At 66.0% G+C, this 12,486-nt stretch carries 15 protein-coding genes and 1 tRNA gene; all 16 read left to right on the top strand.

Going from position 1 to position 12,486, the window contains the following annotated elements:
- A partial coding sequence (locus FJY88_08265; GenBank protein MBM3287326.1) for a hypothetical protein occupies positions 1-610 on the top strand: 610 nt, incomplete at its 5' end.
- 111 nt (positions 611-721) lie between these two features.
- Positions 722-994 carry a septation regulator SpoVG gene (gene spoVG / locus FJY88_08260; protein MBM3287325.1) on the top strand — a complete coding sequence of 91 codons (273 nt, stop codon included), beginning with the start codon at positions 722-724 and terminating at the stop codon, positions 992-994.
- Positions 995-1,094: 100 nt separating this feature from the next.
- A tRNA-Gln gene (locus tag FJY88_08255) sits at positions 1,095-1,168 on the top strand.
- Between the two features lie 96 nt (positions 1,169-1,264).
- Positions 1,265-2,191, top strand: a complete 927-nt coding sequence (locus tag FJY88_08250) for a ribose-phosphate pyrophosphokinase (protein ID MBM3287324.1) — start codon at positions 1,265-1,267, stop codon at positions 2,189-2,191.
- Between the two features lie 70 nt (positions 2,192-2,261).
- Positions 2,262-2,936: a 50S ribosomal protein L25 gene (locus FJY88_08245; GenBank protein MBM3287323.1), complete on the top strand. Its 675-nt coding sequence runs from the start codon at positions 2,262-2,264 to the stop codon at positions 2,934-2,936.
- Positions 2,937-2,946: 10 nt separating this feature from the next.
- On the top strand, positions 2,947-3,573 hold the full coding sequence (locus FJY88_08240) for an aminoacyl-tRNA hydrolase (protein ID MBM3287322.1): 627 nt from the start codon (positions 2,947-2,949) through the stop codon (positions 3,571-3,573).
- A gap of 52 nt (positions 3,574-3,625) precedes the next feature.
- Positions 3,626-4,150, top strand: a complete 525-nt coding sequence (gene rpsF, locus FJY88_08235; protein MBM3287321.1) for a 30S ribosomal protein S6 — start codon at positions 3,626-3,628, stop codon at positions 4,148-4,150.
- 30 nt (positions 4,151-4,180) lie between these two features.
- Positions 4,181-4,807 (top strand): single-stranded DNA-binding protein, encoded by a 627-nt coding sequence (locus FJY88_08230; GenBank protein ID MBM3287320.1) that lies wholly within the window; start codon positions 4,181-4,183, stop codon positions 4,805-4,807.
- Between the two features lie 49 nt (positions 4,808-4,856).
- Positions 4,857-5,096, top strand: coding sequence for a 30S ribosomal protein S18 (gene rpsR / locus FJY88_08225; protein ID MBM3287319.1), 240 nt, complete (start codon positions 4,857-4,859; stop codon positions 5,094-5,096).
- Positions 5,097-5,128: 32 nt separating this feature from the next.
- On the top strand, positions 5,129-5,581 hold the full coding sequence (locus FJY88_08220; protein ID MBM3287318.1) for a 50S ribosomal protein L9: 453 nt from the start codon (positions 5,129-5,131) through the stop codon (positions 5,579-5,581).
- A gap of 4 nt (positions 5,582-5,585) precedes the next feature.
- Complete coding sequence (locus FJY88_08215; GenBank protein MBM3287317.1) at positions 5,586-6,854, top strand: tetratricopeptide repeat protein; 1,269 nt, start codon at positions 5,586-5,588, stop codon at positions 6,852-6,854.
- A 26-nt stretch (positions 6,855-6,880) separates the two neighbouring features.
- Positions 6,881-7,396 carry a bifunctional nuclease family protein gene (locus FJY88_08210; GenBank protein MBM3287316.1) on the top strand — a complete coding sequence of 172 codons (516 nt, stop codon included), beginning with the start codon at positions 6,881-6,883 and terminating at the stop codon, positions 7,394-7,396.
- A 61-nt stretch (positions 7,397-7,457) separates the two neighbouring features.
- The gene (gene fusA / locus FJY88_08205) at positions 7,458-9,518 is read left to right on the top strand and encodes an elongation factor G (GenBank protein ID MBM3287315.1); all 2,061 of its coding nucleotides are present in this window, start codon (positions 7,458-7,460) and stop codon (positions 9,516-9,518) included.
- Between the two features lie 90 nt (positions 9,519-9,608).
- The gene (locus tag FJY88_08200; protein ID MBM3287314.1) at positions 9,609-10,796 is read left to right on the top strand and encodes an ABC transporter substrate-binding protein; all 1,188 of its coding nucleotides are present in this window, start codon (positions 9,609-9,611) and stop codon (positions 10,794-10,796) included.
- Positions 10,797-10,806: 10 nt separating this feature from the next.
- Positions 10,807-11,715, top strand: coding sequence for a branched-chain amino acid ABC transporter permease (locus FJY88_08195; protein ID MBM3287313.1), 909 nt, complete (start codon positions 10,807-10,809; stop codon positions 11,713-11,715).
- Between the two features lie 55 nt (positions 11,716-11,770).
- On the top strand, positions 11,771-12,486 hold a 716-nt coding region (locus FJY88_08190), incomplete at its 3' end, for a branched-chain amino acid ABC transporter permease (protein ID MBM3287312.1).

Raw genomic sequence — 12,486 nt, 5'->3', positions numbered from 1 at the left:
GGCTGGGTTGGGTGGCGGATCGAGCGATGCGGCCGCGACTCTCGCCGGGCTCAACAGGATCTGGCGCCTGGGCCTCAAGGTCTCGGAGCTGGAGGATCTGGGGGCGAGACTCGGGGCCGATGTCCCTTTCTTCCTGCGGGGAGGGACGCAGCTCGCGGAAGGGATCGGGGAGAGGCTGACCCGCCTGCCGTCCATGCCGCCGTGTCCCGTTCTGATCCTCTATCCCGGCTTTCCTGTTTCCACGGCATCGGTTTACGGCGATCCCGCTTTGAAGTTGACTCCCGGGGGCCCGCTATCTAGACTCTCAAATTGCGATCTGGCAAGCCGTTCGGGTGTCTACCGATTCGCCGGCGGGCTTCTGAACGCCCTGGAGCCCGTTGTCCTATCGCGGCATGCCCGGATCCGCCGGCTCATGGGGGGGGTGAGATCGATGGCGCCGGCGATCGTCAGAGTCTCGGGCAGCGGTTCGAGCCTCTTTGTGCTCGGTGGAGGTGTCTCGACGTTGTCCCGGATACTAGGGAAGGTTCCGGTCCGAGACTGCCGGGTGTACGAGACCCGGTTCGCATCTAGGGGTTGGATCTCCATAGGACCCCGTGGGATGCGGTCCTAGCGCGCCTTGGGGGGCGCGCCGGCGGCCGCGGATCGCGGGGAAGTCACCGATGCTAGTTCCAGTGAGAAGGCGCCATGAGGGCGCCTGACCGCGCGAGGGGTGGTGACCAGTATGAAGATCACAGAAGTTAGGGTCTCACTGCGGGACGATGAGAAGCTCAAAGCGTTTGTGAGCATCACCCTGGACAACTGCTTTGTCATTCGGGGGATCAAGATCATCCGCGGCAGCAAGGGACTGTTTGTCGCAATGCCCAGCAGAAGGAAGCCCGATGGGACGTTCCAGGACCTGGCGCACCCGATCAACAACGCCACCAGGGCCTGGGTCGAGGAAGAAATCCTCGACAAGTACAGACTTGAGGTTGAGAGAAGCGCTCTGGTCCAGTAACATCCCTTAGGGGCCTGTCCGGTAGGGGGCGTCCATCGTCGGGGACCGGCGCAGATGGCTGGTCCGGCCGGGGCCGTGAAGTGGTACTCTTCTGGCTTACTGGGGCGTCGTCCAACGGCAGGACCCGGGATTTTGGTTCCCGTTACGGAGGTTCGAATCCTCCCGCCCCAGCAATTCTCACAGAGATCCTGAACGCGATAGGGTCCGGAGTTGCATGGGCGGGCCGCCTTTGGGCGGTTCGACCGAGCGGAGGAAACTGTGCTCGACACGCTGCGCATTTTTGCGGGCAACGCGAATCCGAAGCTGGCGCGTGACATCGCCGAGTACTTGGGCCTGCAACTGGGCGAGGCCGAAGTCGGCCGCTTCAGCGACGGCGAGATCCACGTCAGGATCGACGAGAACATCCGCGGCTGCGATGTGTTCATCGTCCAACCGACGTGCGCCCCGAGCGACAACCTCCTCGAGCTCCTCGTCATGATCGATGCGGCCCGTCGCGCCAGCGCGAGCCGGGTCACCGCCGTGATCCCCTATTTCGGGTACGCGAGGCAGGATCGAAAGGACCAGCCGCGGGTTCCGATCACCGCGAAGCTTGTCGCGAACCTGATCACGGTGGCGGGGGCGAACCGGGTCCTGACCATGGATCTGCACTCGTCGCAGATCCAGGGGTTCTTCGACATCCCCTTCGACCACCTCTACGCGGCGCCCGTGCTGATCGAGCATTTCCGCGGGCTGGCGATTCCGAACCTCGTAGTCGTGGCTCCCGATGTGGGGAGCATCAAGATGGCGAGGGCCTACGCCAAGAGGCTGAGCGCGTCGCTCGCGCTTGTCGACAAGAGGCGCAGCCGGCCGGACGAGACGGAGGTGATGAACGTCATCGGTTCCGTCGACGGTATGAACGTCGTGATCTTCGACGACGTCATCTCGACCGGCAGCACGATCACGAAAGCGGCGAAGGTGTTGCAGGAGCACGGGGCGCGGCAGGTTTTCGTGGGGGCGACCCACGCCGCCTTCTCCAACCAGGCGATCTCGGCGCTGGAGGAATCGCCCGTGCGCGAGGTGGTGATCACAGACTCGATCCATCATCCGCCCGAGAGGTTCGCAGGCTCGAAAGTCAGGGTCTTGAGCGTCGATCGCCTGCTCGGGGAGGCGATTCGGAGGATCCACGAGGAGAGATCGCTGAGTTCTCTGTTCGTCTAGATGGGTGTGGCCGTTTCGGCAGATACGTCGGTGAAGGAAACGTCTCTGCAGATACAAGGAGAGAGAAGAGATGGAAGCAGCTGAAGTCCGCGGCGAAATCCGTTCCCGAACGGGCAGAGGGGCGGCGCGCCAGGCGAGGGTGGGCGGGAAGGTGCCCGGGATCCTCTACGGCGCCGGCGAGGAGACGGTCGCTATCGCCCTCGACACCAAGAGCTTCGACCAGCTCCTGCGCAAGCACGGGTCCGGGACGTTCATCATCGACCTGAAGCTCGCCGGGCAGGAGGCTCGGGATCTGAAGACGATCATCAAGGAGTTGCAGCGCGATCCCGTCACGTCCCGCATCCTGCACGTCGATCTCCAGCACGTGTCGCTCACGCAGATCGTCGACGTGAACCTGCACATCCAACTGGAGGGGACTCCGCTTGGCGTGAAGGAGGGCGGAGTCCTGGAGCAGCTGCTTCGAGATGTCCACGTGCAGTGCCAGGCTTCGCAGATTCCGGAGAGGATCGTGCACGATGTCCGTCACCTCCAGAAGGGTCACACGATCCATGTCAGCGATCTGGTCTTCCCCGATGGGGTGACCGTGATCACGCCCGCCGGTCGGGCCGTGGCCGCCGTCGTGGCCAAGGCGGTGGAGGCGGAACCGGTCCCGACCGCCGAGGCGGCGCCGGAGGGTGGCGCAGCCGGCGAGGAGAAGAAGGAGGACAAGAAGGAGAAGGCCGAGGAGCCTCCGTCGAAGGGCTGAGGCTCTCGGGATGCCGATCCGGTGCGTGGCCGGTCTGGGTAATCCCGGTGTCCGCTACGAGTGGACCCGGCACAACGCGGGTTTCTGGGTGGTTGACCGGATGGCGGTCGAACGAAGCACGGGGTGGAGGCGTCTGGGGCTCGGGCTCGAGGCGAGATGCGCGATGGAAGGCCGCGACATCGTGTTGCTCAAGCCTCTCTGCTTCATGAATCGCAGTGGCGAAGCGGTGCTCGAGTGCCTGGAGAGGCACCTGCTGGTGCCGGGGGAGCTTCTCGTCGTGGTCGACGACGTTTCCCTGCCCGCCGGACGGCTGCGCCTGCGGGCGTCGGGGAGCGCAGGGGGGCACCGGGGGCTCGAGTCGGTGGAGGAATCACTCGGCAAGGGCGACTATCCGCGGTTGCGGATCGGCGTGGGCGGAGCGGCCGAGGACGAGGACCTCGCCGAGTATGTCCTGCGTCCCCTGGAGGGGAGCGAGCGCGAGTTCTTCGGGTCGATCGCCGGACGTGGAGCCGAGGCGGCGACGGCCGCGATCCTCGAGGGTCTGGAGACGGCGATGAACCGGTTCAATCCCGCGGGGTTTCCGATCGAAGGAGATCCCCCGGGGCGAACAGGTAGAGAGCGATCCGATCAGCTCTAGCAGCCAGCGAACGGAATCCGGAGGGTTCGGTGCGGGAGGGTCCTCCGGGGGAATGGTCCCGCAGATGGGATCTCCGCGGGAGATCCGAAAGGTGGGTTCGTTGAAAGAGTATGAAACGGTCTTCGTCCTGCACCCGAACCTCGATGAGAGCCGGGTGGAGGAGGAGGTCGCAGGGGTCAAGCAGACGATCCTGTCCGGATCCGGAGAGGTGGTCGACATCGAGCGGTGGGGTCGCAGGAAGCTCGCGTACTCGATCCAGAAGGTGCACGAGGGGATCTACACGCTCATCCGCTTCCGGTCGGAGGCGGGCGTGATCGGCGACCTGGAGAGACGCTACCGGCTGCGCGAGGATGTGCTTCGGCACCTGACCGTGGTCGCGCAGGGCCCTCCCGGGAGTGAGATCATGCGCCGGCGGGAGGCGGAAGCCGCCCCGCAGTCGGCAGTGACGGACGATGGGCCCTCTGGATCCAGGACCGATTGCGAGGAGACGGTCCGGCCAATGGCGGTCTCCGAGACGGCGCCGGAAGAATCAGATCCGCCGAGGCCCGATGAAGGCCCGATTCACGAGACAGTGTAGCCTGAGGCAGATCGGGCGAGAGGAGTGACAATGGAAGGCACGACGTATCCGCGGATGAACAAGGTGTTCCTCACCGGGATTGCCCAGGAGGAGCCCGAGCTTCGCTACACCCCTTCGGGCGTGACAGTCTGCTCCTTCAGAGTGCAGGTCGGACGCGTATTGCGCGATCGCGCGGGAGGCTCTCGGGAGGTTGCCGCCTACCTGACGATCGTCGCCTGGCAAGAGACGGCCCAGAGGATGGCGCGCGAGCTGCGACGGGGGCAGATCGTCTACGTCGAGGGGTATGTGAGCAGCCGGTCGTTCACCACCGCGCGCGGCGACAAGCGGACGGCCGTCGAGATCTACGCGGAGCAGATCCAGACTCTCGGTCCGTCCATGGAGGGCGACAAGGGGACCGAGGGACCACGCGCGGACGAGGGCCGCGGCCCTGCCGGCAGAGGCAGGCGCGGGCCCGCTGACGAACGGCGCGAGACGGTCCAGGCGGGCCTGGACCCGGCGCCAGGAACCGAGGGGAGCACCGCGTCCGCCGAGGAGCCTCCTGAAGGGGAGCATCACGCGGAGGAACACCACGCTCCGGAGCATCCGGAGGGTGAGCGTCAAGAGGATCTCGCCTCCGGCCATCAGGAGGAGACGGGAGAGAACACGCTCCAGCTCTAGTCGCTCTCTGGAAGCGACAGGGGACGGCGTCGAGAGAGGAGAATAGAGGATGCCCAGAGGGGAGCCGCGCGGCATGCGGAAGAAGGTCTGCAAGCTCTGCATGGACCGCGTCGCATACGTTGACTACAAGGACGAGAGACGACTGCAGCGGGCGATCACCGAGAGGGGGAAGATTGTCCCCCGCCGCGTCTCGGGCAACTGCGCGCGCCACCAGGCCCAGATCACGCTCGCGGTGAAGCGGGCAAGGGTCCTCGCGCTGATCCCGTTCGCCTCGGAGTCGTACAAGTAAGGGGCTGGGAGGCCTCGGAAAGGGCGGATTCCATGGAAGTCATACTATTGGAGGAGATCGACGGCCTCGGCCGGCGCGGGGACAAGGTCGCGGTCTCGCACGGCTACGCCAGGAACTACCTGCTTCCCCGCAAGCTGGCCCTCCCGGCGACCAGCGCGGGCGCTAGCATCTTCATGGAGAGCGAGCGGGTCAAGCAGGCCCGTCACGACCGGTTGCGAGTCCAGGCGGAGAGGGTGGCGGCCAAGCTGAACAAAGCCTCCGTGACGGTGTTCATGCAGGCGGGGGAGGATGATCGGCTGTTCGGATCGGTCACGGCGGGCGACATCGCCGAACGGCTGGTCTCGGAGGGGTTCGAGGTCGACAAGAGGACGATCCACCTCGATGAGCCACTGAAGGCCCTCGGCGCCTACAACGTCCGGGTGAAGCTCCATCCCGACGTCGAGGCGAAGGTTCGCGTCTGGGTCAAGAAGGAGGGACTCGCCTAGCCTCATGCGAAGACTCGGCACGATCATCGGCCCCAGGGTGGGGCGAGGCATGCTTCCTTTCGCGCTGGGTTGCCTCTTCGGCGCCTGCGCGATCCTGGGCGGCGTGCGTTGCGCGAGCTCCCCGTCCCCGCGCGAATCGGCTGACCAGGAGATCGACGATCTCGTCCTCGGCAAGGTCGCGGGAAGGGAGTTCACGGTCTCGGACATGAAGAAGAAGATCCACTGGCAGTTTCGAGCGGTGGGCGAGGGAATGGGATTCGGGACCGTCAAGCAGCACCGGGAGATCTTCGAGGACGCGATCGATCAGCTTGCCCTGGTCGCCTTCGGAGAACGGAAAGGCCTGCAGAAGGAACAGGAGTTCAAGGACATCCTGGAGCTCTCGAGACGCTACGTGCTGGCCGAGAGAGTGATGCAGAAGGAAGTGCGCGACAAGGAAGTCCCGACCGAGGAGGAGATCCAGAGCTACTTCGAGCAGAACCAGGGGGATTTCAAGATCCCCGTGCGCGTGCAGATCGCCCACGTGCTCGCCAGGACGAAGGCGGACGCGGAGCGTGCCCGGGCGAGGGTCCTGCGAGGAGAGTCGGTGGGCGCCGTCGCCCGGGAGATGTCGGTCGATGAGCCGTCCAAGAGAAACGGCGGAGTCCTCGGCTGGGTGACCGCCACCTCGGGGGCCGGACACCTCGGGGTGGTCCCCGCGATCAACGCCGCCGCCGTCCAGCTCAAGAAGGGGGAGGTCAGCGAACCGGTCCCGGTGGGGGAGCAGTGGTCGGTCATCTATGCGATCGACCGCACCGAGGTTCAGCCCCGCTCTCTCGATGCGGAGGTGCGCGGGCAGATCCTCAGGCGCGTCCAGACCCGCAAGCACAACGAGCTCTACGACGCCCTCATGGCCCGGCTCAAGAAGGACTACGGCGTCGAGCTCATGGCCGACAACTGGGCGCGCTACGCGCGCACGCTGCTCTCGGAGGACGATCTGTTCGCCGGGGCCCAGCAGGAGACCGATCCGGCCGTGAAGGTCGGATACTATGAGGAGGTCGTCCGGCGCTACGGCGACAGCCCGCGCGCTCCGCAAGCGCAGTTCATGGTGGGTTTCGTGCGGGCGGACGAGCAGAGGGAGTACCGCAAGGCGCGCGAGGCGTTCGAGGCATTCCTGCGAGACTACCCGGACCATGACCTCGCGGCATCCGCGCGATGGATGATTGAGAATATGGACAAGCCGAATCCCGATCCAAGGGAGTTGGGATCGATCCGCAGCCGCGCCGGGGCTCCCTGAGCGGGCGCCAGTTTGCGAGGATTGCCATGGTCGAGGTGGAAGTTCTGAGTCTCGCCATCGACGAGAAGAACCAGTACCCCGTCGTGATCCTCCAGACCCTCGACGGGTCGCGGAGGCTGCCGATCTGGATCGGGCCTCCCGAGGCGAGCGCGATCGCGATGGAGGTGGCGGGGAAGAAGTTCCAGCGTCCCCTCACGCACGATCTGCTTCTGAGCGTGCTCAAGGGCCTGCAGGCGAAAGTGCGGAGGGTCGAGATCTGCGACCTGAAGCAGAACACGTTCTTCGCCAAGATCACGATCGAAGGGCAGCAGGGGCAGGTCCTGAGCATCGATGCGCGGCCCAGCGACTCGATCGCCCTCGCGCTTAAGGCGAAGGCGAAGATCTACGCCGCTGAGGAGCTCCTGACCGATGAGCTCGACCGCCTGATCCAGACGGAGGGGCCCGCGAAGGCGCCGGAGCAGAGCGACGAGCAAAGGGCGGAGGAACTGCGGCGCTTCATCGAGAACCTCAATCCCAAGGACTTCGGAAAGTACACCTTCTAGTCCCGCTGGACGCGCTTGACAGTCCGCTGTCGCTCCGTCACCCTCTCGCACGGAGCGCTATATGCAGCAACAGGACGCACTATCTCTGATCCGCAACATCGGCATCATCGCCCACATCGACGCGGGCAAGACGACGACGACCGAGCGGATCCTCTTCTACACCGGAGTCACGCACCAGATCGGCGACGTCGACGACGGGACGACGCAGACCGACTGGATGGAGCAGGAGCGGGAGCGCGGCATCACGATCACGAGCGCCGCCATCACCTGCTCGTGGCGCGATCACCAGATCAACATCATCGACACGCCCGGCCACGTCGACTTCACAGCGGAGGTCGAGCGTTCCCTGCGCGTCCTCGACGGAGCTGTGGCCGTCCTCGACGCCCGCGGCGGGGTCGAGCCGCAGTCGGAAGTCGTCTGGCGGCAGGCGGACCGCTACCGCGTTCCGAGGATCGTCTTCGTCAACAAGATGGACCGTGCCGGGGCGGACTTCGAGGCGGTTCTGAAGGACATCCGCGAGAAGCTCGGGGCGGTTCCGGTGGCGCTCAACTTTCCCGTGGGGGCGGAGGATCTCTTCGATGGGGTCGTCGATGTCCTGAGCGGAGACCTGATCCGATGGAAGTCCGAGGATGGCGGGGCGGGATTCGACCGCCTGCCGTGCCCCGAGTCGGAGAAGGGGCGGCTCGAGTACTACAGAGGACAGCTCTTCGAGACTCTCGCCACCGAGGACGAGCGGCTTCTCGAGCGCGTCCTCGACGGCGCGGAGCTCTCGAGCGCGGAAGTGATACCCGTCCTGCGCGCGGCGACGATCCGCCAGCGCCTGGTCCCCGTCCTCGCAGGGGCGGCCCTTAGAAACAAGGGGATCCAGCCCGTGCTCGACGCGATCGTCGACCTTCTCCCTTCCCCGAGAGAGGTTCTCCCCGCCCGCGGCACGGTCCCGGGGGACGGCCGAGTGGAGGACCGCTCCGCCGATCCGGCCGGGCCGCTCTGCGCCCTCGTCTTCAAGACGGCGACGGAGCGGGATCGGGGGCGGCTCTCCTACCTGCGTGTCTATTCGGGACGGCTCGCGGAGGGGCAGGAAGTCTGGAACGGGGCGCGCGGCGAGGGGGAGCGCGTCGCCCGCCTCTTCAGGATGTACGCCGCCAAGCGGCAGAGGCTCGATGAGGCCTCGGCCGGGGACATCGTCGCGGCGACGGGATTGAAGCTGACCTCGACGGGCGAGACGTTGACCGACCGCGGGCATCCCCTCGTCCTCGAGGCGATGGACTTCCCGGAACCGGTCGTCTCGGCTGCGCTGGAGGCCCGCGAAGCCGGCGACGAGGAGAAGATCGCCCACGCCCTCGCCAAGCTGGCCGGGGATGATCCGACCTTCAGAGTCCGCTTCGACGAGAACACAGGACAGAGGCTCATCTCGGGCATGGGAGAGCTGCACCTCGAGATCCTGGAGGAGAGGCTCAACAGCGAGTTCAATCTCAAGGTCCGCCTCGGTCGGCCCCAGGTGACCTATCGGGAGACGATCCGCCGATCGGTCCAGAGCGAGGGGCTCTTCGATCGCGCCACCGGCGGACGGGAGCATTACGGCCGCGTCGTCCTGTCGATCGTGCCTCGTCCCCGCGGGACCGGGCTCCGCTTCTTCTGGGCGCTGCCCGACGAGCGGATCCCCGAGATCTACCAAAGGGCGATTGAGCGGGCTGTCACCGACGCCGCCGAATCGGGCATCCAGTGGGGCTACCCGATCACCGATGTCCAGGTCGAGCTGATGGACGGCTCCTCGCACGAGGCCTACTCGTCCGAGCTGGCGTTCCGGTCAGCGACGCTCTCGGCCTTCCGCGATGGATGCCGGCGGGGCGAGCCGATCCTCCTCGAGCCGATCATGCAGCTCGAGATCCTCGTGCCGAAGGAGTTCGTCGGCAATGTGGTCAACTTGATCGCCGCCCGGGGGGGGCGGCTCCTGGGGACGCAACTCCGCGGCGATGTGCACATCCTGACCGCCGAGGCCCCCCTTTCCCGGATGTTCGGGTACGCGACAGACCTTCGCTCCTCGAGCCAGGGGAGGGCGACCCACTCGATGCTCTTCTCCCGCTTTGACGCGGTCGAGGCCCCTGAATCGTTTATGGCTTGACCGCCGGATGGTGGCGTGGTAGGTTACGGCAGCTTTCCCAACAAGTTAGAGGATTCTTGCCTCCGGCAAACCGGTGGGGGGGAGGAGACGATGAAGCGGTTGCTCGGTGGGTTTCTTCTGCTCGGGATCGTCCTCGGGCCGCTCGCGTGCGGCCAGAAGGGCGGAGATCTGGTGATCGGCGAGTATGGCTCTCTCACCGGTCCGACCGCGACCTTCGGCAAGTCGACGAACAAGGGGATCGCCCTCGCAATCCGTCACGCGAACGAGGCGGGGGGCGTCGGCGGAACTATGCTTCGCGTCGTCACCGAGGACGACCAGGGGAAACCCGAGGAGGCCGCGACCGCTGTCAACAAGCTCGTGAGCCAGGATCAGGTGATCGCGGTTCTGGGCGAAGTGGCGAGCTCGAACTCGCTCGCGGGGGCGCCGATCTGCCAGAAGGCGGGCGTTCCGATGATCTCCCCCTCCTCGACGAACGAGAAGGTCACGGAGGTCGGCGACTTCATCTTCCGCGTCTGTTTCATCGATCCCTTCCAGGGAGCGGTGATGGCGAAGTTCGCGTTCCAGTCGCTCGGTCTCACGCGCGTGGGGATCCTGCGCGACTTGAGGAGCGACTACTCGATCGGCCTGGCCGGCGTCTTTCGGCAGACATTCGAGTCGCTGGGAGGGACGATCTGCGCCGATGAGAGCTACCAGCAGGGGGATGTCGATTTCCGCGCCCCGCTGACGGCGATCCTCGCCACGCGACCGCAGGCGATCTTCGCGCCCGGCTACTACACCGACGTGGGGCTCATCGCGAGGCAGGCCCGCGATCTGGGGATCACGGTCCCGCTCCTCGGAGGGGACGGCTGGGACTCGCCCAAGCTCACCGAGATCGGAGGCAAGGCGATCGACGGCTGCTTCTTCAGCAACCACTACTCGTCCGACGACCAGAACCCGGTGGTGCAGGAGTTCATCGCGAACTACCGCAGCGCCTACGATGAAGTCCCCGACGCCATCGCGGCCCTCGGCTACGACGCAGCGCGCCTGCTCGTCCATGTCCTGACGGTCATGCACACGGAGGATCCCGACGCCTTCGCCGTCCTCGTGGGAGGCGGGGCCGGGCGCGAGAAGAGACAGGCGGCCCAGCGGAAGCTGCGCGATCTGATCGCCTCGACCCGGGACTTCCCCGGCGTCACCGGGTCGATCACGCTCGACGAGAGGCGCAACGCCCTGAAGCCGGCCGTCGTCCTCAAGATCGAGAATCAGAAGTACACATTCGTCGAGCGGATCGCTCCCTAGGAGGGAGGCGGTGCAGGAGTTCCTCCAGCAGCTTGTCAATGGCGTCTCGTGGGGCGGGATCTACGCCTTGATCGCCCTCGGCTACACGATGGTCTACGGGATCCTGCGGCTCATCAACTTCGCCCACGGCGACGTCTATATGGTCGGCGCCTACCTGGCGTTCTACTCGGTCGGCTGGTTCGGTCTCGCCCGCGAAGGGGGGGTAGGCGTGGCGGGGGTGGTCCTCGTCTTCGCGGTGGCGATGCTCGGTTGCGCCGCCCTCGGGATCGTGATCGAGAGGAGCGCCTACAAGCCCGTGCGCAGGCATTCGAAGCTGACCGCGCTCATCACCGCGATCGGCGTCAGCCTGCTTCTCGAGAACGCCGGGATCCTGATCTTCGGGGCCGATCCGAAGTTCTTCCCCCAGATCATCGAGAGCCGGACGGTTCGTTTGCCCGCCGGAGTGGTCATCACGAACCATCAGATCCTGATCCTCTGCTGCTCCTGCTTCCTCATGCTCCTCTTGCAGCTCGTGATCTACCGGACCAAGGTCGGCAAGGCGATGCGGGCGGTCTCGTTCAACAGGGATGCGGCCTCTCTGATGGGGATCGCCACCGACCGGATCATCATCTTCACCTTCGCCATCGGAAGCGCGCTCGCCGCCGCGGCGGCGGTGCTCGTCGCGCTCACCAATCCGAAGATCGATCCGTTGATGGGTCTGCTCCCTGGGATCAAGGCGTTCGTCGCGGCCGTCCTCGGGGGGATCGGCAATGTTCCCGGCGCGGTGGTTGGAGGGCTCCTGATGGGAGTGGCCGAGACGCTCGTCGCGGGGTACATCTCCTCGACCCTGCGCGACGCGATCGCCTTCAGCCTCCTGATCGTCATCCTACTCGTGAAGCCGTCCGGGATCCTGGGCAAGGCCGTCTCTGAGAAGGTCTAGGGCAGTGGCGCGAGCAGAGAGGGGCGGGGGGACGGGGGGCGGCGCGGCGAGGAGGATCCTCACGAGCGCCTGGCTCTGGGTGCCGGCCGCGCTCCTCCTGTTCGGCCTCGAGAAGGGACTGGCCGCGGCGCTCAATCCCTATGTCGTGCGCATCCTCATTCTGAGCGGGATCAACATCATCCTCGCCGTCAGCCTTAACCTGATCAACGGCTTCACCGGGCAGTTCAGCCTCGGGCACGCCGGATTCATGGCGGTCGGCGGATACGCCGCCGCGGCCTTCGATGTCTATGTAGGCCCCTCCCTCGGGCCCGGCATGGGCCTCGCCGCATTCCTGATCTCGCTCGTCATCGGGGCCATTGCCGCCGCGGCCGCGGGGCTCCTGATCGGGATCCCGACACTCCGCCTGAGGGGCGACTACCTGGCGATCGCGACTCTGGGCTTCGGCGAGATCATCCGCGTGCTGATCCTGAACCTCGAGTTCCTGGGGGGCGCGCGCGGCTTCCCGAACATCCCCGCGAGGGCCAACTTCTTCTGGGTCTACCTCGCGGTGGCCGGCTGCGTGGTCTTTCACGCGAACCTGATCCGGTCGCGCCACGGCCGGGCGCTTCTGGCGATTCGCGATGACGAGATCGCCGCAGAGAGCCTGGGCGTGCCGACGACCCGCTACAAGGTGACCGCCTTCGTGATCGGCTCCGCCTTCGCGGGGCTCGCCGGAGGTCTCTTCGGGCACTACTTGATGTACCTCCACACGAACAGCTTCACGTTCATGAA

The sequence above is a fragment of the Candidatus Eisenbacteria bacterium genome (assembly GCA_016867495.1).
In the GTDB taxonomy this organism is placed as follows: Bacteria; Eisenbacteria; RBG-16-71-46; order CAIMUX01; family VGJL01; genus VGJL01.
This window is presented reverse-complemented; position numbering and strand designations above follow the sequence as displayed.

Coding starts and splice junctions, on each gene's coding strand:
- FJY88_08240 (MBM3287322.1), top strand. CDS start 2,947: ATGCCGATCCGGTGCGTGGCCGGTCTGGGTAATCCCGGTGTCCGCTAC.
- FJY88_08210 (MBM3287316.1), top strand. CDS start 6,881: ATGGTCGAGGTGGAAGTTCTGAGTCTCGCCATCGACGAGAAGAACCAG.
- spoVG (MBM3287325.1), top strand. CDS start 722: ATGAAGATCACAGAAGTTAGGGTCTCACTGCGGGACGATGAGAAGCTC.
- FJY88_08245 (MBM3287323.1), top strand. CDS start 2,262: ATGGAAGCAGCTGAAGTCCGCGGCGAAATCCGTTCCCGAACGGGCAGA.
- FJY88_08215 (MBM3287317.1), top strand. CDS start 5,586: ATGCGAAGACTCGGCACGATCATCGGCCCCAGGGTGGGGCGAGGCATG.
- rpsF (MBM3287321.1), top strand. CDS start 3,626: ATGGTCCCGCAGATGGGATCTCCGCGGGAGATCCGAAAGGTGGGTTCG.
- rpsR (MBM3287319.1), top strand. CDS start 4,857: ATGCCCAGAGGGGAGCCGCGCGGCATGCGGAAGAAGGTCTGCAAGCTC.
- FJY88_08220 (MBM3287318.1), top strand. CDS start 5,129: ATGGAAGTCATACTATTGGAGGAGATCGACGGCCTCGGCCGGCGCGGG.
- fusA (MBM3287315.1), top strand. CDS start 7,458: ATGCAGCAACAGGACGCACTATCTCTGATCCGCAACATCGGCATCATC.
- FJY88_08200 (MBM3287314.1), top strand. CDS start 9,609: ATGAAGCGGTTGCTCGGTGGGTTTCTTCTGCTCGGGATCGTCCTCGGG.
- FJY88_08230 (MBM3287320.1), top strand. CDS start 4,181: ATGGAAGGCACGACGTATCCGCGGATGAACAAGGTGTTCCTCACCGGG.